Genomic DNA, 20434 nt, shown 5'->3' with positions numbered 1-20434 from the left:
GACGTGGCAGAACGGTGCCGGTGCGCCGTCGTTGTCCGGCGGGCAAAGGGTTTCCGGCCGACTGCGGTGACGCGCCCCGGTGGGGTGGTGATGTGCGGGGTTGCGGTGGTGTCGTCGGCGGAGGCTGGTCAGGTTGGTGGCTTTGGTTTCGCCGCCGCTCCCGAGGCCTGACCGTCAGCCACCCGCCCGGTCACGCCGGCCCGCTCCGAAGCCGCACCGCATGTTCCGAGGCCGTACCTACTCCGCCGGCGCGAACTCCGCCCGAACGCCCAGCAGGCGTACCGGCCGGTCGAGGTCGAAGCGGTCCAGCACGGCCAGCGCCGCCCGTTCGAGTTCGACCCCGTCGATGGTGGCGGCCGCGAGCGTGACGCTGCGGGTGCGGGTGAGGAACGGCCGGAAGCGTACTTTCACCGCGACGCGGACGACGGCCCTGCCCTCCTCGGCCACGTCCCGGGCCACGCGCCGGGCCAGCAGCGCGACCTGCCGGTCCAGTTCGGCCCGTTCGCTCACGTCCTGCTGGAACGTCGTTTCCCGGCTGCGCGAACGTGGAACGTAGGCGGTGCCGACGACCTCGGTGTCCCCGTAGCCGTGGGCGAGCACGCGGTACCAGGGGCCCATCGTCGGACCGAACCGGGCGGCGAGCTCGGCGGGGTCGGCGGCCGCGAGTTCGGCGACGGTGTGCAAGCCCTCGGCCGCGAGCTTCCGGGCCGTTTTGGGTCCGATTCCCCACAAGGAGCCGGTTTCCCGGGTGGCCATGACCTCCACCCAGTTGGCCGCGGTCAGCCGGTACACCCCGGCGGGCTTGGCGAAGCCGGTGGCGAGTTTGGCGCGCAGCTTGTTGTCCCCGATGCCGATCGAGCAGGACAGTCCGGTCTGCTCGGTGACGAGCCGGCGGATCCGAACAGCCAGTGCTTCCGGATCGTCGGTGTCGGCGCCGAGGAAAGCCTCGTCCCAACCGGCTACCTCGACGACGACGGGCAGCCCCCGCAGAACGTCCATGACGCGCGCGGACACCTCCTCGTAGGCGGCGTTATCGGCGGGCAGGAACACCGCGTCGGGACAGCGTTTCGCCGCCGTCCGCAGCGGCATTCCGGAGTGGACGCCGAACTCGCGTGCCTCGTAGGAGGCGGTGGCCACGACGGCGCGCTGAGCCGGGTCGCCGGCCCCGCCGACGACCACGGGGAGGCCGCGCAGTTCGGGGTGCCTTGCCACCTCGACCGCGGCGACGAACTGGTCGAGGTCGACGTGCAGCACCCAGCCCGCGGCGGACGTGGTGGACACCCGATCAGTATGCCGCCGCGACGAACAGCGGGCGCCTCGGAGACTCGCCGAACTGCCGAGGACCGCCCCGGCAGGACCCGCCGCGACGTGCTGCCGGAGGTGGGGGCGCCCGCCACCCGCCGGGGCGTCCACCGAGACGGCCGCCGCGGACCTGCCGGAGGCACCCGCCGAGTCGGAAGAGCCTGGCGGTCCACTGAGGACTCCACGCCGAGTGTGGTGCTCGGAAGGGGAGATCCGGCCGCGCCTCACGGCCGCTCGCCAAGTACACACCGTGCCGTAGCGGCAGGGTCAAGTCACGAGCCGACGATGGGTGATCTTTCCGGCGGAAAGCCTCGCCGCGCGGTGGCGCGAGTCACATGAGCTTGAGTGTGCCGCAGCGGCCACGTGTCTGCTTCTTCTCGGGTCCGGTTCACGACCCTCCCGGCGCCGAACGGTGCCGGCCAGCGAAAGGAGCGGACAATGGCATTGCCCGAACCCATCTCGGTCGAGGAGTTCTTCGAGGCACCGGAGCGTGCCCGCGCCGAGATCTCGCCCGACGGCACCATGATCGCCTACCTCGCGCCGTGGAAGAACCGGCTGAACGTGTGGGTGGGCAGTGTCGACTCGATCGACGACGCACGGTGCGTGACCGCCGACGAGAACCGCGGCGTGGCCGGTTACCGATGGACCGACGACCCGCGCTGGCTGCTCTACACCCAGGATGGTGACGGCGACGAGAACTGGCACCTGTACCGGGTGGACCTGGACGATCCGGACGCCCCTGTGGTGGACCTGACGCCCTTCCCCGGAGCGACCGTCACCCGGTACGACCTTCCCATCGGCCGGCCCGGGACGGCGATCCTGCAGATCAACAACCGCAATATCGACGAGTTCGACCTGCTCGAACTCGACATCGCCACCGGCGAGATCACGATGCTGGCCGAGAATCCCGGCCAGGTCAACGGATGGCTGTACGGCAGCGACGACGAACTGTTCGCCCACACCCAGAATTCCGACGGCGACATGGAACTGTCCCGCTGGGACGCTGCGACCGCAACCCCGAGCCGGATCGCGGTGTTCGACGGCAAGGACTATCCGCTGGGCATCCACCCGATCGAACTGACCCCGGACGGCACCGGCGTGTGGCTCGGTTCCAACCGTGGCACCGACCGGACCCGGTTGGTCCGGCTCGACCTGAGAACCGGCCGGGAGACCGAGGTCGACAGCCACCCGTCCTTCGACATCGACGCGCGTGCCCTGGTCTTTTCCACCTTGCCCTCGCCGCTGATCCGGAGCAGGAAAACGGGAGAACTGCTCGGTGTCCGTTACCTCGGGCAGCGGCAGGTGATCCAGCCGCTGGACGCGCACTTCGCCGCGGTGCTGGCGAAGCTGCAGACCCTGTCCGACGGTGACGTCGGCGCCATCTCCTCCGACGAGAACGAACAGCGCTGGATCGTCACCTTCACCCACGACCGCGATCCGGGCGTCACCTACTTCTACGACCACGCCACCGGGGAGAGCAGGTTGCTGTTCCGCCCGTACCCGCACCTCGACCCCGAGGTGATGGCACCGATGACACCGGTCACCATCACCGCGCGCGACGGGTTAGAACTGCCGTCCTACCTGACGCTGCCGGTCGGCATCGAGCCTTCAGGCCTGCCGATGGTGCTGATGGTGCACGGCGGGCCGTGGAGCCGGGACAGTTGGGGCTTCAACGCGCCTGCGCAGTTGCTGGCCAACCGTGGCTACGCGGTGCTGCAGGTCAACTTCCGTGGCTCCAGCGGGTTCGGCAAGGCACACACCAGGGCCGCGATCGGCGAGTTCGCCGGGAAAATGCACGACGACCTGATCGACGCCGTGGACTGGGCCGTCGAACAGGGCTACGCGGACCGCGAGCGGGTCGCCATCTTCGGCGGCTCCTACGGCGGTTACGCCACCCTGGTCGGCGTCACCTTCACCCCGGACGTCTTCGCCGCGGCGATCGACTACGTCGGCGTCTCCGACCTGGCGAACTTCATGCGGACGGTTCCGTCGTTCGCCCGGTCGCAGTTGACCAACAACTGGCACCAGTTCGTCGGCGATCCGGATGTCCCCGAGCAGGAAGCCGACATGCTCGCCCGGTCGCCGATCACCCGGGTGGACCAGATCACCACACCGCTGATGGTGTTCCAGGGAGCCAACGACGTCCGGGTGGTGCAGGCGGAGTCGGACAACCTCGTCGAAGCCCTGCGCGCGCGCCAGGTGGAGGTCGAGTACGTCGTCTTCGACGACGAGGGCCACATGTTCGCGAACCCGGAGAACCTGATCGCCATGTTCCGCGGTGCCGAGCGCTTCCTCGGCAGGCATCTGGGCGTCGGCGAACACCGGGGCGAGTCGTCGGCCGCCCGTTCGTGACGACCGGACACGAGGACGGGTGACACCCCGTCCGGGGAAACGAACGATCGCGCGATCAGTGGAGGAACGATGGGTAGGGCGAACGTACGCAGCAGCGCCCTGGTGTACCTGGGCTCGTACGGAATGTCGTTGCTGGGTAAGGGAATTGCCAGCGTCCTGATGCCGCTGCTGGTGCTGGAGCGCACCGGGGACGTGCTGGCCGCCGGCCTGCTGGCGACGGTGACGACGGCGGCCTCCGCGGTGGTGGGTGTCCTTTCCGGACTGCTCGTCGACCGGATCGACCGCAGGCTCGTGTCGAGCGCCGCCGACGTGCTCGCCGCGATGTCGGTGGCGGTGCTGCCGATCGTGGACTCCCTGTGGGGACTGAACATGACCTGGTTCGTGGTCATGGCGGTCATCGGCGCACTGGTCAGGGTGCCGGGCATGACGGCGCACGAAACCCTGCTCCCGGTGATGGCGCGGTTGCGGGGCGGACAGAAGCAGGCGCTGGACAGTCTGGTGGCCACCCGCGAGACGCTGAGCAACGTCCTGCTGCTCGCGGGACCGGGGCTCGGCGGGGCGCTGGTCTCGCTGTTCGGCCTGACCTCGGCGCTGCTGTACCTGACCGCGGCGACGAGTCTGTGCGCCGCGCTGCTGACGCTGGTGATCGATCCGCGCGCCGGCCACATCGCGCCTCGCACCCCGGACGAGACCGCACCCGCGAAGGGTGCGGTCCGCCGGGCGGTGGCCGACCTGGCGGTGTCCTGGAAGTTCCTCGCCAAGAGCCGGATCGTGCTCGGCGCCACGCTGATCAGCGCGATGTTCGTGGCGGCCATCAGTTCGCTGCAGACGACGCTGATGCCCGCGTACTTCACCCAGGAGAACCTGCCGAGCCTGGCGGGACTGACCCTGAGCGCGTTCGGCGGGGGCAGCGTGGTCGGCTCCGCGCTCTACGCCGCGTCCGCGGGCCGCGTCCGGCGCCGGACCTGGTTCGTGATCGGCATGATCGGCACCCTGGTCGGCTTCGCGGCGATCGGCAGCATGGCCGCGCCGTGGCTGGTGCTCGGGGCGGCGGCGCTGATCGGTTTCACCAATGCGCCTGCCACCGCGATCCTGGGCGTGCTGACCATCGAAGCCACCCCGGACGACATGCGTGGCCGGGTGCTCGGCGCGCAGAACGCTCTCCTGCTCGGTGCGCCCGCGCTCACCAGCGCACCGCTGGCGGCGGTGGCCTCCGGTGCCGGGCTGCCCCTGGCGGGGATCATCCTGGCGGTACTCGCCGCGGGTACGGCGATCGTGGCACTGGGCGTGCCCACGTTCCGCTCGCTGGAGAGTCCGGCGGACGAGGACCCGACCTCGCAGGCCCACCCGCACCTCGACGTCACCGAGGCCGGCATCGTCACCGCGGACACCGTCCGCCCGGAACCGGTTCCGGCCAGTGGCCGGTGAGGCCGGGGGACGGTCAACGCGGGACCGGCGCCCGAGGGGTGCGTGCCCGCCCCGATCCGGGGCGGGCACACACCGCGGACGGCCCTCAGCCGTCCCAGTCCGGCCGGGCCGGCATCCCGGAACTCCCGTCCGGGCCGATCTTCGCGCCGATCACCTGGTGCAGTTCGATCTGATGCCGTTCGAACGACAACCGGGACGCCGCCATGTAGAGCGCCCACACTCGCGCCCGCCCGGCTCCCGCCTCGCGCACGGCCTCGTCCCAGTTGGCGTCGAGGTTCGCGCACCAGGCCGCCAGCGTGCGGGCGTAGTGCTCGCGCAGGTTCTCGCTGTGCCGCACCTCGAAACCGTTGTCGTGCATGGCCGACACGATCTCGCCCACGCCCTCCAACTCGCCGTCCGGGAAGACGTAACGGTCGATGAACCGGCCGACCCTGTGCGGTTCCCTGGAGTTGGTGCGGGTGATGCAGTGGTTGAGCAGCCTGCCCTCCGGCCGCAGCCGTGAGGCCAGGAAACGGAAGTACGACGGCAGGTTGCGCGCGCCGATGTGCTCGGTGAGCCCGATGGAGGAGACGGCGTCAAAGCCGGACTCGCTGACGTCCCGGTAGTCGAGGTGCCGGATCTCGGCGACCTCGGTGAGGCCCTGCGCCACGATCTCCTTCTGCCCCCAGGTCGCCTGCTCCCTGGAGAGCGTGACGCCGAGCGCGCGTACGCCGTACTCGCGCGCAGCGTGCACCACCATCCCGCCCCATCCGCAACCGACGTCGAGCAGCCGCATTCCCGGCCGCAGCCCGAGTTTGCGGCAGGCCAGGTCGAACTTGTGTTCCTGCGCCTGTTCCAGCGATGCCTCCGGGGAAGGGAAACACGCGCAGGTGTAGGCCATCGACGGGCCGAGCACCATCTCGTAGAACCGGTTCGACACGTCGTAGTGCCGCGAGATCGCCTGCCTGTCGCGGGTGCGGGAGTGCCGCAGGCCGTTCACCGCACGCCGGGACCGGCCGGGCAGTTCCTCCGGCGGGAGCGGCATCCGGTGCAGATGTCCCACCCCGAGATCGCGGAGCAGCCGCACGGTGTCCTGCGGACGGGCCCGTTCCTGCTGGGCGGTCAGCGTGTTCAGGGTGGAGTAGAGGTCGCCGCTCACCTTGAGGTGACCGGTGACGTAGGCCCGGGCGAGGCCGAGTTCGCCGGGGGCGGACATCAGGTAGCTCAGGGCGTCCGGCGAACTCACCTCGATTCCCGCCGGCGCGTCCGCCGGGCCGCTTCTCGTCCCGTCGAAGGCGGTGATCGCCAGCGGAATGCCGGGGCCGAGAAAGCGGTCGAAGACCTGCGCGATACCAGGGCGCGTGCTCATGTGTCTCCTCGTCTCACGGATGGTCACCGTTCACGCACGCACTTGTCGTAGAGATCGAGCAGCCGGCGGTCGGGGTCGTAGCGCCGCTTCAGCGCTCCGTACGCCTTCCCGTCGTAGAGCCGCCAGAACGTGTCCTCGTCGTAGAAACTGTTCGAGTACAAGGACTTCCGTCCGCCCAGCTCGTCCACCTTCCGTTCGATCATCCGATTGTGCGTGCCCTCGGCCTCGCCGGGATCCAACGGAACCGCCGACCAGAAACCGAAGTTGACGTACAACGCGCCCGGATCGAGCTGGTACAACGGCCATCGACGCCGCGGATCGCGCTGCCGCACCGGGCAGATCCACACCGGACTGATGGGAATCTCGCGCCGGAAGAAGTCGAGGAACTCGGCGGCCCGGTCCAGCGGCACCTCGATGTCCTGCACCACGGTCTCCTCAGGGGGTTGCCCGCGCAGCCGCCCGATCCGTGCCGCGACACCGAAACGTCGTTCCAGCGCGACGATCCGCCAGTAGACATCGGAACGGAGCAGCCGCCTGCCGAGCAGTGCCCGGACTGGCCGGTGTTGCACGCCCAGCGCGCGCGAGCACCAGAACCAGTCGGTGTCCCAGCGCCACAGGTAGTCCCGGACGGTCAGGTGGTCGGCGGTGCGCTCCCGGATGGACCGGTAGTAGACATCGAGCCAGGTGTAGTCACTGACGGCCGCGGCGTCCCCGGTGAACGAGCCGAGGGTCAGGTACAGCTCGTCCGGCGCGAAGACGGTGCCGTCGACGAAGTCGACCTTCGTCCCTTCGTGGAAGCCGTCGCGGCAGACCCGGTCCAGCTCGGCGAAGCAGGCGTCCGCGTCGTGGAACCGCACGTGCCGCAGCGCGACGTGGGACGCGACCGGTTCCAGCTCGATCCGCAGGCGCAGGGCGTACCCGAGGGTGCCGTAGGAGTTCGGGAAGCCGTGGAAGAGTTCGGCGTGCTGGTTGTCCGGCCGGGCGCGGACCACGGTCCCGTCCCCGGTGAGTACGTCCATCTCCAGCACCGACTCGTGCGGCATGCCGTTGCGGAACGACGAGGACTCGATGCCCAGTCCGGTCACGGCCCCACCGAGGGTGATCGTCTTGAGCTGTGGCACCACCAAGGGCATCAGCCCGTGCGGCAACGTGGCGTCGACGAGCTGCTCGTAGGTGACCATGCCCTCGACGTCGGCCGTCCGGTTCGCCACGTCCACGTCGAGCACGTGGGTCAGCTCCGAGACGTCCAACCTCGGTACCCCGCCGCCACCGTTGCGGCCACGGAACAGGTTCGAGGTGCGTTTGCCCAGCCGTACCGTCGCGCCCGGTGGTATCCCGGCGAGGTCGTCGCGCAGCCGCGACACCCTGGCGGCGTGTTCGGTTCGCGTCGCCGTGCCGTTACCGGATCCGGAGTCTGACCGTGTCGTCGGCATACCTCCACTGTTCTCGGACCCGGCCGGTTTCGCCAGCCGTACCGATCACCCGACAGGTCCGGCCGGGACGCGCGCCGTCGTCACCGACCCCCGTCGTACCAGTACTTACCGTCGAAGGTCACCGGGGCGCGGGCCCCGCCTGCTCGCCGAACAGGGTGGCGAGTTCGGCGGGTGCCACCTCGTCGAGCTGCGCGTAGGTGCAGGAGGCGGGTAGCCGGTCCGGGCGGAAGCGCACCAGTCTGCCGCCGTGCCGGAACCGTCCCGACTGGACGTGCTCGTAGCGGACCTCGGCGACCAGCTCCGGACGGACCGGTTCCCAGGACAGGTCCTTGGTGCCGGTCCACCGGCTCACGCCGCCGGGCAGCCGGGTCGATCCGGCCTGCGCGCTCGCCTCGGCCCAGTCCCGCCACGGGTGGCCTTCGAGCGCATTCTCCCGTAGCGGCGCCAGCTCGTCGACCAGCTCGCGGCGCCGGGCCGCGGTGAAACTGCTGGCGACACCGACGTGGTGCAGAGCGCCGTTCTCGTCGAACAGGCCGAGCAGCATCGAACCGACGCCCGCACCGTCGGCGTGCGTGCGGAATCCGGCGACCACGCAGTCGGCGGTGCGCTCGTGCTTGACCTTCAGCATCACGCGCTTGTCCCGCTCGTACGTGCCGTCCCCGCGTTTGACCATGACGCCGTCGAACCCGGCGCCCTCGAAGCGGGTGAACCAGTCCTGCGCCACGTCGGGGTCGGTGGTCACCGGGGTGAGGTGCAGCCGGGAGACCGCCCCTGCCTGTCTTGCCTGTCCGGCCGGGAGCACGGTCTCCAGCAGCCGCCTGCGCTCGTCGAACCGCTCGCCGGTGAGATCCCGGTCGTCCAGTGCCAGCAGATCGAAGGCCACGAAACTCGCCGGGGTCTCGGCCGCGAGCTTGCGCACCCGGGACGCGGCCGGGTGCAGGCGGTTCTGCAACGTGTCGAAGTCGAGTCCCTCCCCGGTCACGACCACGATCTCGCCGTCGAGGACGCACCGCGGCGGCAGGGTCGCCCGCAGCAGCTCGACCAGTTCCGGGAAGTACCGCGTCAGCGGGCGATCGTTGCGCGAGCCCAGTTCCAGCTCGTCACCGTCCCGGAAGACGACACAGCGGAAGCCGTCCCACTTGGGTTCGTAGTGCAGGCCCTCGGTGCGGGGCACCTCGCGCACCGCCTTGGCGAGCATCGGTTTGACCGGTGGCATGACGGGTAGGTCCACCTGGTGATGGTAGGCCGCCGAGGCCGTTCGCTGCATCTTCCGCGAAGCTCCTGACCTCGGTGGACGTCTCGACAACGGAAAGGAGCCGCATGGCAGCCGCACGCGGACACGAGGCCGTACCGGAGTCCGAGCAGCCGGTGGACGACGTCCGGGAACAGAACTGGCCGGACGAGTCCGGTACCGCCGTGCCCGATGGCGAGGTGCCGGTCGAGGTGGACGAGGCCGATCTGGCGGACCAGCTCGTCGAGGTCGATCTCGACGACGTCGAGTAGGGCCGGGGCGGCCGGTCAGCCGTCGGCGGGCACGGCGATCCAGTCGTCCCCGTCCGGCCGGTATTCGCCGTCCAGGCGCTTGCGGACGACGCCGGGAAGGCCGTGCTCGGTGGCCGCCGCCAGTACCGCGGGCCCGTCGCCCGTGTAGTCCTCCGGCACTGTCCAGTTCGGACCTTCCAGGCCGAGTGAGCCGAGCAGTTCGCGGCGTTGCCGGTAGGGCAGGCCGAGGCAGGAACGGCCCTCGTGGTGCAGCACGTCGTAGATCACGTACACCACCGGGAACCGGCCGACCAGCCGCTTCGCCTGGGCGGGCGAGGCGTGTGCCCGGCGGTGCAGGCCAGCCGCGCTGGGCCTGCCCTGGTCGAAGACGAGCAGTTCACCGTCGAGCAGGAGTTCGGTCGAGCCGAGGGTCGCGCCCAGGGCCTTCACCTCGTGGTACCGGCCGGAGACGTCCACGCCGTCCCGATCGTGCAGCGTGACCCGCCCGCCCTGCACCCGCGCCTGGGCGCGCAGACCGCCCCAGTCGAAGGAGTAGGCCCACTCGTTCTCGGTGCGCGTGCCCGCCATCCGGCCGGGCCGGGTGCGTGCTGGCGGCACGAAACCGGGAAGGCCGGTCCAGCCGTCCGGTGCCGGGTCGATCCGCCGCACCAGCCAGCCGGGCGAGTCCTCGTCGTGCCGGTTGACGAAGGCGTAGCGTCCGCTGATCCGCGCACCGTGCAGGACGACCTCGACCATGTGGTCGTTCCAGTGCAGCGTCTCGTAGGTCCCGGTGTCCCAGATGGTCATCACCCCGGCCCCGTACTCGCCTGCCGGGATCTCGCCCTCGAAGGTCGCGTACTCGCGGGGGTGGTCCTCGGTGTGCACGGCGAGGCGGGCGGTCTCCGGCAGTACGGGCAGTCCCAGCGGCACGGCCCAGGACACCAGCACACCGCCGCGTTCGAACCGGACGTCCCAGTGAAGCTGGGAGGCGTGGTGCTCCTGGATGACGTACAGCGAGTCGTCCCCATCGATGGCGGTCGGTCCCTCGGGGACCGGTTCCGGGGTGCGGCTGCCGTCGCGCTTGCGGCGATACTCGTCCAGCGGATCGCTCATGGTGACCGGGCGGCTCCTCTCGGTGGACGCCGGTGACTGTGCCGCTCGTCGCGTTGCCGAGTGAATCACGTGCCTGCCCGAAAGCGCTCAAATCCAGCACGACCAGGCAATCTTTGGTGTTCGGCAACCAGAAGTCACCGGCGGGCGGGTCGGCTGTTCGGGTGTACCGCAGAATTTAGGCTCGTTTGTCACCTTGACGGGTGAACTGGGTCACCCTACTTTTGCATCACACACACAAAAGTAGGGGACATCGTGGACGTTAGATTTTCTCCGCTGACTCGCTCGGTTGGTCACCTCGTCACCTCCCGGGTCCGCGGCGCCGGGCGGGGGACAGGGGCATGACGGCACCGCTGCTGAGCGTCCGCGGCATCGTCAAGACGTTCCCGGGTGTGCGGGCGCTCGACGGTGTGGACTTCGAGGTGCTGCCCGGCGAGGTGCACTGCCTGCTCGGCCAGAACGGCGCGGGCAAGTCGACGATGATCAAGGTGCTGGCCGGAGCGCACCAGCCGGACGAGGGCGAGATCCACTGGCGGGGCGAGCGGCACACGCTCGGTTCCCCGGTCGCCGCGCTGCGGCTCGGCATCGCCACCATGTACCAGGAACTCGACCTGGTCCCCGGTCTTTCCGTGGCGGAGAACATCTTCCTCGGCCGCGAACTCGACCGCTTCGGCTTCTCCCGCGTGGCCGAGTCCCGCGTCGAGGCGGCCCGGCTGATGGCCCGGCTGGGTCACCCGGAGATCCGGCCCGGCGACGAGGTGGGCGGACTCTCCGCCGCGGGCCAGCAGCTCGTCTCCATGGCACGGGCGCTCGCGCACGACGCTCGGCTGCTGGTGATGGACGAGCCGACCGCCGCCCTCGCCGGCGAGGAGGTGGACAACCTGTTCCGCATCGTCGGCGAGCTCACCGCCGACGGCGTCGCCATCGTCTACATCTCCCACCGCCTCGAGGAACTGCGGCGCATCGGCGACCGGGTGTCCGTGCTCAAGGACGGCGCGACCGTCGCCACCGGACTCGACGCCAAGACCACGCCGACCGCCGATCTGGTGCAGCTCATGGCCGGACGGCGGGTGGAGACCGTGTTCGGGCCGCGGCACGAGAACCACGTCGACGCCTCGACCGAGGTGCTGCGCGTCGACGGCCTGCACCGCGACGGCGAGTTCGACGAGGTCGACTTCACCGTCCACGCCGGCGAGGTCCTCGGCATCGCCGGTCTCGTCGGCGCGGGCCGCAGCGAACTGCTGGAGACGATCTTCGGCGCCCGCAGGCCGGACGGCGGGACGGTCACCGTGGACGGCAGCCGGGTCCGGCCCGGCAGCGTCCGCGCCGCCGTGCGCGCCGGGATCGGCCTGGCCCCTGAGGAGCGCAAGAGCCAGGGCCTGCTGCTCGACCTGCCGGTGTCGGAGAACGTGACGCTGGCCAGCCTCGGCCGGTACTCGACCCTCGGTTTCTCCGACCACGCAAGGGAACTGCGCGACGCGGGCGCCGCCCTGCGCAGGCTCGACCTGCGTCCAGCCGACCCGCGCCGCATCGTCCGGACGCTCTCCGGTGGCAACCAGCAGAAGGCGGTGCTGGCCCGCTGGCTGGTACGCGGCTGCCGGGTGCTGCTGCTCGACGAGCCGACCCGCGGCGTCGACGTCGGGGCGCGGGCCGAGCTGTACCGGCTGATCGCCGACCTCGCCTCGACCGGCGTCGCGATCGTGCTGGTCTCCAGCGAGATCCCGGAAGTGCTCGGCCTCGCGGACCGGGTTGTCGTACTGCGCGAGGGCAGGGTGCTCGCCGACCGGCCCTCGGCCGACCTCACCGAAGAAGGCGTGCTGGACATGATCATGGAAGGAAGTGCGGCGTGACCGAACAGACCGTGCGTACCACCGACCCCGAGGCGGCCCCCGAGCCGCCGGGGGAGCAACGGCCACGTGGCGGGTTCGCGCTCAAGGTCGACGCCAGGCTGCTGGGGCTCGCCGGCGTGCTCGTCGCGCTGTGCGTCGTCGGCTACATCACCCGCCCGGAGACCTTTCTGACCGAGGGCAACATGTCCACGATCCTGCGGCTCGCCGCGGCGATCGGCGTGGTCAGCGTCGGCATGACCTTCGTGATCATCAGTGGCGGCATCGACCTGTCCGTCGGCTCCATCGTGGCGCTGTCCAGCGTCTGGATGACCACGCTGGCGACACAGTCCTTCGGGCCGCTGGTGATGGTGCTCTGCGCACTGCTGGTTGGCCTCGGCTGCGGCCTGGTCAACGGCATGCTGGTCTCCTACGGCAAGGTCGTCCCGTTCATCACCACACTGGCGATGATGGCCTCGGCCCGCGGTCTCGCCGAACGCCTCAGTGGCCGCAACACGCAGGTCGTCGCCGAGACCGCGTTCCTCGACTTCTTCCGCGGTGACCTGCTCGGCATCCCGGTACTCATCTGGATCTTCGCGCTCGTCTTCGCCGCGGGGTGGGTGCTGCTCAACCGCACCACCTTCGGCAGGCGCACCTTCGCCGTCGGCGGCAATCCCGAGGCGTCCCGGCTGGCCGGTATCAACGTCAAGCGGCACACGGCGATCGTCTACGGCATCGCCGGCCTGTGCTGTGGCATCGCGGCACTGATGGTCGTCGCCCGCACCACCGCGGGCGCCTCCACCAACGGCCTGTTCTACGAGCTCGACGCCATCGCGGCCGTCGTCATCGGCGGCACGCTGCTCACCGGTGGGCGCGGCTCGCTGATCGGCACCCTGATCGGCGTGCTCATTTTCACCGTGCTGTCCAACATCTTCACGCTCAACAACCTCGACACCGACATCCAGAACATCGCGAAGGGCGCGATCATCGTGCTCGCTGTCCTGCTGCAGTTCCGGACGAACCGCGGACGCCGTAGTCCGTGACCGACGACCCGCCCCGCCGCTCCACCCGCTTCACGTTCTCGTCCAATGCCGAACGGAGAATTGCCATGCCCGCTGACAACTTCCTGGCCCGCAGAGGGTTCCTGCTCGGGGCCGGTGCGCTCGGTGCCGGGGCGCTGGTCGCCGGCTGCACGTCCAACGAAAGCCCGCAGGAGCCCACGAACCAGGCGGTCGCCGCGGGCAGCGGGGACAATGCGCAGCCGGGCACGCCGGTGACGGTCGGGTTCTCCGCACCGGCCGCCGACCACGGCTGGATGGCGGCCATGACGAAGAACGCCCGTGCTCAGGCGGAGAAGTTCTCCGACGTCACCTTCAGCGCCACCGAGGGGAGCAACGACGTCAACCAGCAGATCGCCCAGGTCGAGACGCTGATCAACCAGAAGGTCAACGTGCTGGTGATCCTGCCCTTCGACGGCAAGGCGCTCACCGGCGTCGGCCAGCAGGCGATGGACGCCGGAATCCCGGTGATCAACGTGGACCGTGTCTTCGACACCCCGCTGGCGTACCGGATGTGGATTGGCGGGGACAACTACCGGATGGGTGTCAACGCCGCGAACTACATCGCCTCCCAGCTCAAGGCGAAGAACGTGACGAACCCGGTGATCGGTGAGGTGGCCGGGATCGACTCGCTGCCGCTGACCCAGGACCGCAGCCGCGGGTTCAAGGACGCCTTGGCGCGCCAGGGTTTCCAGCTTGGGCCGAGGGTCTCGGCGCAGTTCACTCCGGAGTCCGGTGAGCAGCAGACCGCGAACCTGCTCCAGTCCGCTCCCAAGCTGGACGCGTTGTGGAACCACGACGACGACCAGGGTGTCGGTGTGGTCGCCGCGATCCAGAACGCGAGCCGCAGCGAGTTCATGATGGTCGGCGGTGCCGGTTCGAAGAACATGATGGACCTGATCCGCAACGACTCCGGCCCGGTCAAGGCGACGGTGCTCTACAGCCCGTCGATGGCCTCGTCCGCGGTCGCGCTGGCCCGCCTGCTCGGCCAGAGCAAGGGCCCCGGTGACCTGGCCGAGCACGAGATCCCGTCCGAGCTGACCACCTACTCCGCCGTGGTCACCAAGGAGAACGTCGACCAGTACACCGACGTCGGCTTCGACTCCTGAGCCAGCGCGTGGACTCCGGTGGTGCCCGGAATCGGGGCACCACCGGGATCCGTGCGCGCTCCGGGCGCGAAACGGCGAGGGCGAGACGAGGAGAGTCATGAGCAAGGCGGCAGGCGAGAACATCGGGGTCGGCATGGTCGGCCACGCCTTCATGGGGGCGGTGCACTCGCAGGCGTGGCGTACGGTCCACCGGTTCTTCGACGTGCCCTACGTCCCGGTGCTGGCGGCGCTCGGCGGGCGCGACGAGGTACGGGCGAAGGCCGCGGCCGTGCGCCTGGGCTGGGCGGCGGTGGAGACCGACTGGCGGGACCTGATCGCCAGGGAGGACGTCGGCATCGTCGACATCTGCACGCCCGGCGACAGTCACGCGGAGATCGCCATCGCCGCGCTGGCCGCCGGAAAGCACGTGCTGTGCGAGAAGCCGCTCGCCAACACGGTCGCCGAGGCCGAGGCGATGGCCGAGGCCGCACGGGCCGCCTCGGAACGCGGGGTACGGGCGATGGTGGCCTTCAACTACCGCCGGGTGCCCGCGCTCGCGCACGCCCGCAGGCTCGTCGCCGACGGGGTGCTCGGCGAGATCCGGCACGTGCGCGCGGCCTACCTGCAGGACTGGCTCTCCGACGCGGAGGCGCCGATGACCTGGCGGCTGCGCAAGGAGTTCGCCGGATCCGGCGCACTGGGCGACCTCGGCGCGCACATCGTCGACGCCGCTCAGTTCGTCACCGGCGAGCACATCACCGGTGTTTCCGCGCTGACCCAGACCTTCGTCCGGGACCGGCCCGAGGGGGAAGGGCGCGGCGAGGTGACCGTGGACGACTGCGCGCTGTTCACCGCGCGGCTCTCCGGTGGCGCGGTGGCGAGCTTCGAGGCCACCCGGTACGCACTCGGGCGCAAGAACGCGATGCGGCTGGAGATCAACGGCTCCCGGGGCAGCGTGGCGTTCGACTTCGAGTCGATGAATGAACTGTCCTATTTCGACGGTACCGATCCCGGCACCGAGTCCGGATTCCGCCGGATCGTGGTGACCGAGCCCGAACACCCCTACCTGTCCGCGTGGTGGCCGCCCGGCCACGGCCTCGGCTACGAGCACACCTTCACCCACGAGGTCGCGGACCTGCTGCGCGCCATCGGTTCCGGCGCCGACCCCGCCCCCGGATTCGACGACGGGCTGCGCGTTCAGCGTGTGCTCGACGCGGTCTCCGCCAGCGCCGAGGACGGCTCCCGCTGGACTCCGGTGCCCGACACCCCCGTCGAAGGGAGGTGAGCCGCCGCCCCGTCCGTCTCCCCACATCCCCCCGGTGACACCTGAGGAGAACAACTCCAGTGCACGGTAACCGAAGAACCCCCACCGCAGCGGGTCCCGGCCGGGTAGCCACCCGGCTCGGCGTACTCGCGCTCGCCGCGGGCACCGCGTTCGGCGGCATGAGCGCCTCCGCCGCCGCGCAGCCCCCCGACACCGGCATCGCCCCGATGCACGAAGAGGCGAGCGTGCTCGTCTTCTCGAAGACCGCGGAGTTCCGGCACGACTCCATCCCGGCGGGGATCGCCGCCATCGAGAAACTCGGCGCGGAGAACCACATCGCCGTCACGGCGACCGAGGACGCCGCCGCGTTCACCACCGACAACCTCGCGAAGTACGACGCGGTGATCTGGCTGTCCACCACCGGCGACGTTCTCGACGACACCCAGCAGGCCGCGTTCGAGTCCTATGTCGCCCGCGGCGGCGGTTACGCCGGCGTGCACGCCGCCTCGGACACCGAGTACGAGTGGCCCTGGTACGGCGAGCTCGTCGGCGCCTACTTCGACTCCCACCCCGAGATCCAGCCGGCGACGGTCAACGTCGAGGACCACCAGCACCCGTCGACGGCAGGACTTCCGTATCAGTGGGACCGCACCGACGAGTGGTACAACTTCCAGGCCAATCCGCGCGCGGACGTGCGTGTGCTCGCCTCGCTCGACGAGGAGAGCTACGCGCCCGGCGACGGCGCGATGGGTGACCACCCGATCGCCTGGTGCCACGACAACGCCGGCGGCCGCGCCTGGTACACCGGCGGCGGGCACACCGAGGAGTCCTTCGCCGAACCCGAGTTCCTCCAGCATCTGACCGGCGGCATCCGCTACGTCACCGGACTCGAGGACGGCGACTGCGCCGCCGAGCCGGACAACCCCGACAACCCCGGCGACAGCGACTTCGACCAGATCACCCTGGCCAAGGGCGAGGAGGTCACCGGCGAGCCGATCGCCATGGCCGTGCTGCCCGACCGCCGGGTCCTGCACACCTCGCGGGCCGGCGAGGTCTGGCTGACCACGCCGGAGGCCACCACCTCGCTGGCAGGCCAGATCCCCGTCTACAACCACGACGAGGACGGCCTGCAGGGCGTCGCGATCGACCCCGACTTCGCGAACAACCAGTGGGTGTACCTGTACTACGCCCCGCCACTGGACACCCCGACCGGTGACGCGCCGGAGACCGGGACCGAGGCGGACTTCGCACCGTACAAGGGATACAACCAGCTCTCCCGGTACAAGCTGACCGAGGAGGGTGTGCTCGACGCGGCCAGCGAGCAGCAGATCCTGCAGGTGCCCGCGGAACGCGGCATCTGCTGCCACGCCGGCGGTGAGATCGACTTCGACGCCGAGGGCAACCTGCTGCTCTCCACCGGCGACGACAGCAACCCGTTCGCCTCGGACGGGTACACCCCGATCGACGAGCGTTCCGACCGCAACCCCGTCTTCGACGCCCGGCGTACCTCCGCCAACACCAACGACCTGCGCGGAAAGCTGCTGCGTATCACCGTCGGTGCGGACGGCTCGTACACCGTGCCCGAGGGCAACCTGTTCGCCGAGGGCACCGAGAAGACCTTGCCCGAGATCTACGCGATGGGCTTCCGTAACCCGTTCCGCTTCTCCGTGGACAAGGAGACCGGCTGGGTCTACCTGGGCGACTACGGCCCGGACGCCGGTTCGGCGGACCCGGAGCGCGGCCCCGGTGGCACGGTCGAGTTCAACCTGATCAAGGAGCCGGGCAACTACGGCTGGCCGCTCTGCGTCGGGGACAACGAGGCGTACCGGGACTACGACTTCGCCACCGGCACCTCCGGCGACGCTTTCGACTGCGCCGCACCGAAGAACACCAGCAGGCACAACACCGGCCTGGTGGATCTGCCGCCGGCACAGAAGGCGTGGCTGCCCTACGACGGCGGATCGGTGCCGGAACTGGGCACCGGCGGCGAGTCGCCGATGGGTGGCCCGACGTACCGGTTCGATCCGGAACTGGACGTGCCGACGAAGTTCCCCGAGGCCTACGACGGCAAGAACTTCTCCTACGAATGGGATCGTGGCTGGATCCACGAGTTCACCGTCGGCGAGAACGGGGAGCGCGGCGAGATCAAGCCGTTCTTCGAGTCGATGGAGCTGACCCGGCCGATGAACGTCGAGTTCGGCCCGGACGGGTCGATGTACGTACTCGACTACGGCAGCGGCTACTTCGGTGGCGCCGAGGACTCGGCCGTCTACCGGATCGACTACACACAGGGAAAGAAGACGCCGATCGCGAAGATGACGGCGGACCGGACGAACGGCCCGCTGCCACTGACGGTGAACTTCGACCCGGCGGGCACCAACGACCCGGACAGCGGTGAACTGAGCTACGCCTGGGACTTCGACGGTGACGGCACCACGGACTCGACCGAGGCCGGGCCGGTGTCGCACACCTACGAGACCGGGGGCCGTTTCAACGCGAAGCTGTCGGTGACCGACCCGGACGGGCTCACCGGAGCGTCCAGCGTGGTGATCACGGCAGGGAACACGGCGCCACAGGTGAGCCTGGACGCGCCGGTCGACGGTGGGTTCTTCGGTTTCGGCGACACGGTTCCGTTCACGGTCTCCGTCACCGACCCGGAGGACGGGCAGATCGACTGCTCCAAGGTGACCGTGGAGTACATCCTCGGCCACGACAACCACGGCCACCCGCTCAGCAGGGCCACCGGTTGCGAGGGGGTGCTGGAGACCCCGGCTGACGAGGGCCACGGCCTGGACGCGAACGTCTTCGGCGTCATCAACGCGAGCTACACCGACAACGGTGCCGGTGACGCTCCGGCACTGTCGGCCTCGGCCGAGTCGTTGCTGCAGCCCAAGGTGAAGCAGGCGGAGTTCTTCTCCGACACCAGCGGGGTCGAGGTCGTCGAGGCCGAGGGCGCGCAGGGCGGCAAGCGGATCGGGTACATCGAGGCGGGCGACTGGGTCGAGTTCGACCCGGCCAACCTGACCGGGATCACCGGGCTCGGTTACCGCGTCTCCGCGGGCGGTAACGGCGGCACCATCGAGGTCCGTTCCGGTGCGCCGGACGGTCCGGTGCTGCAGACCGCCACCGTCGAGCCGACGGGCAGTCCCGACACCTATGCCGACATCCCGGTCGCGCCCATCACCGACCCCGGCGGCACCACGCCGCTGTACCTGGTCTTCCAGGGCGAGGGGGAGGGCATCCTCGATGTCGACGAACTGCGGTTCGACGGCCCGGGGGTGGCGCAGCCGCAGGCACCGGTGTGTGAGCCCGCCCAGCCCGAGCAGGGCTACCGGATGGTCTACGACGGCACCGCGGCCAGCCTCGACGGGTGGACGCAGTCCGGGCCGGGATCGTTCGAGCAGCAGGAGGATTGCACCATCCGGTCGACCGGCGGGATGGGCCTGCTGAGCCTGGACGAGGAGCTCGGCTCGTACAGCCTCAAGCTGGACTGGAAGATGGCGGGAGACGACAACTCCGGCATCTTCGTCGGGTATCCCGACCCGGAGGGCGACCCGTGGGTCGCGGTGGACAACGGCTACGAGATCCAGATCGACGCCACGGACGCCGACGATCGCACCACCGGTGCGGTCTACACGTTCCAGTCGGCCGATCTCGCCGCCCGTGACGCCGCGCTGAAGCCACCGGGTGAGTGGAACTCCTACGAGATCGTGGTGCAGGGCCAGACGATCAAGGTCCTGCTGAACGGCGTGCTGATCAACGACTTCACCAGCACCGACCCGAACCGCGATCTCACCGAGGGGTTCGTCGGCATCCAGAACCACGGTGACGGCGACGACGTGTCCTTCCGCAACATCCAGCTCAAGGACATCGACGGGGTCGCACCGGTCACCGAGGCGACGTTCGCGCAGCCCGGTGACTCCGGCTGGCACACCGACGCTGTCGGGGTGACCCTGGAGGCGACCGACGACGACTCCGGCGTCGAGCGCACCGAGTACCGCCTCGACGACGGCGACTGGACGCCGTACACCGAGACGGTGTCGGTCACCGGCGACGGGGAGCACACGCTGCTCTACCGGTCGGTGGACACCGCGGGCAACGTGGAGCCGGACAAGGCGGCGACGGTACGCATCGACGCCACCAAGCCGACTCTGATGCTCGCCGGGGTTGCCGACGGCCGGGTCTACGGCGACGCGACCGATCTGGTCGTGTCCTGGCAGGCGGGTGACGCCACCTCCGGGCTGGCGTCGGAGTCCGCGTCGATGAACGGCGCGGCGATCGAGTCCGGCAGGCTGGTGCCCCTGCACCAGCTCCCGCTCGGACTGCACTCGCTGACGGTGTCGGCGACCGACGTCGCGGGCAACACCGCGGAGCAGACGGTCTCCTTCGCCACCACCACGTCCCTGCGCGACATCGGGCAGCTCGTGGACAGGTTCCGGGCGACCAGCAGGCTCTCGCTGGCCGCGCACGGGGAACTGGCGGGTGTGCTGGCCAAGGCCCGCAACGCCGAGGCCAAGGGACAGGACGCGAAGGCAGTGCGCGAGTTGCGCACCTTCGCCGAGCGGGCGGGTGACGCGAGTCTGGTCACCGATGCCGGGGTGCGCGCCACCCTCGCCCGTGACGCGGGAGCCGTCGCCGACTCCATCGAGGGAGTCGCGGTTCTCGCGGCGGTGAACGCGACAAGTTAGGTCCGTGACCGGGTGGGCGTTCGCGCGGTGCGGACGCCCACCCGGCCCGGAGCGT

At 70.0% G+C, this 20434-nt stretch carries 13 protein-coding genes; 8 read left to right on the top strand and 5 right to left on the bottom strand.

Annotation, left to right across the window (positions count from 1 at the left end):
• Positions 1–237: 237 nt before the first annotated feature.
• Entirely contained in the window at positions 238–1281 is a 1044-nt protein-coding gene (locus tag CFN78_RS17595) for a DNA polymerase IV (RefSeq protein WP_094863911.1), read from the bottom strand.
• A gap of 459 nt (positions 1282–1740) precedes the next feature.
• Here CFN78_RS17595 and CFN78_RS17590 point away from each other — a divergent pair, with 459 nt between their 5' ends.
• On the top strand, positions 1741–3654 hold the full coding sequence (locus CFN78_RS17590; protein ID WP_094863910.1) for a S9 family peptidase: 1914 nt from the start codon (positions 1741–1743) through the stop codon (positions 3652–3654).
• A 69-nt stretch (positions 3655–3723) separates the two neighbouring features.
• Positions 3724–5082, top strand: a complete 1359-nt coding sequence (locus CFN78_RS17585; RefSeq protein ID WP_094863909.1) for an MFS transporter — start codon at positions 3724–3726, stop codon at positions 5080–5082.
• 85 nt (positions 5083–5167) lie between these two features.
• Here CFN78_RS17585 and CFN78_RS17580 read toward each other — a convergent pair whose 3' ends face one another.
• From CFN78_RS17580 to CFN78_RS17570, 3 genes are all read right to left on the bottom strand, one after another.
• Positions 5168–6430, bottom strand: a complete 1263-nt coding sequence (locus tag CFN78_RS17580) for a class I SAM-dependent methyltransferase (RefSeq protein ID WP_094863908.1) — start codon at positions 6428–6430, stop codon at positions 5168–5170.
• A gap of 23 nt (positions 6431–6453) precedes the next feature.
• Positions 6454–7863: an FAD-binding oxidoreductase gene (locus CFN78_RS17575; RefSeq protein WP_094863907.1), complete on the bottom strand. Its 1410-nt coding sequence runs from the start codon at positions 7861–7863 to the stop codon at positions 6454–6456.
• Between the two features lie 118 nt (positions 7864–7981).
• Complete coding sequence (locus tag CFN78_RS17570) at positions 7982–9094, bottom strand: ATP-dependent DNA ligase (RefSeq protein WP_205660550.1); 1113 nt, start codon at positions 9092–9094, stop codon at positions 7982–7984.
• 89 nt (positions 9095–9183) lie between these two features.
• Here CFN78_RS17570 and CFN78_RS17565 point away from each other — a divergent pair, with 89 nt between their 5' ends.
• The gene (locus tag CFN78_RS17565; RefSeq protein ID WP_094863906.1) at positions 9184–9366 is read left to right on the top strand and encodes a hypothetical protein; all 183 of its coding nucleotides are present in this window, start codon (positions 9184–9186) and stop codon (positions 9364–9366) included.
• Between the two features lie 15 nt (positions 9367–9381).
• Here CFN78_RS17565 and CFN78_RS17560 read toward each other — a convergent pair whose 3' ends face one another.
• The gene (locus CFN78_RS17560; protein ID WP_094863905.1) at positions 9382–10458 is read right to left on the bottom strand and encodes a DNA polymerase ligase N-terminal domain-containing protein; all 1077 of its coding nucleotides are present in this window, start codon (positions 10456–10458) and stop codon (positions 9382–9384) included.
• 338 nt (positions 10459–10796) lie between these two features.
• Here CFN78_RS17560 and CFN78_RS17555 point away from each other — a divergent pair, with 338 nt between their 5' ends.
• The 5 genes from CFN78_RS17555 (at position 10797) to CFN78_RS17535 (ending at position 20379) form a co-directional block, all read left to right on the top strand.
• The gene (locus CFN78_RS17555; protein ID WP_094863904.1) at positions 10797–12305 is read left to right on the top strand and encodes a sugar ABC transporter ATP-binding protein; all 1509 of its coding nucleotides are present in this window, start codon (positions 10797–10799) and stop codon (positions 12303–12305) included.
• On the top strand, positions 12302–13324 hold the full coding sequence (locus CFN78_RS17550; RefSeq protein WP_420807899.1) for an ABC transporter permease: 1023 nt from the start codon (positions 12302–12304) through the stop codon (positions 13322–13324). The genes CFN78_RS17555 and CFN78_RS17550 overlap by 4 nt, the downstream gene beginning before the upstream one ends.
• Before the next feature lie 65 nt (positions 13325–13389).
• Positions 13390–14448 (top strand): substrate-binding domain-containing protein, encoded by a 1059-nt coding sequence (locus tag CFN78_RS17545; RefSeq protein WP_094863903.1) that lies wholly within the window; start codon positions 13390–13392, stop codon positions 14446–14448.
• A 97-nt stretch (positions 14449–14545) separates the two neighbouring features.
• A complete protein-coding gene (locus CFN78_RS17540; RefSeq protein ID WP_094863902.1) occupies positions 14546–15712 on the top strand; it encodes a Gfo/Idh/MocA family protein in 1167 nt (388 codons plus the stop codon).
• Positions 15713–15870: 158 nt separating this feature from the next.
• Positions 15871–20379, top strand: a complete 4509-nt coding sequence (locus CFN78_RS17535) for a ThuA domain-containing protein (RefSeq protein WP_094863998.1) — start codon at positions 15871–15873, stop codon at positions 20377–20379.
• Positions 20380–20434 lie beyond the last annotated feature (55 nt).

It is taken from the genome of Amycolatopsis antarctica, from assembly GCF_002262875.1.
Lineage (GTDB): Bacteria > Actinomycetota > Actinomycetes > Mycobacteriales > Pseudonocardiaceae > Amycolatopsis > Amycolatopsis antarctica.
The sequence above is the reverse complement of the archived record's forward strand: the minus strand, read 5'-3'. Positions and strand labels throughout refer to the sequence as shown.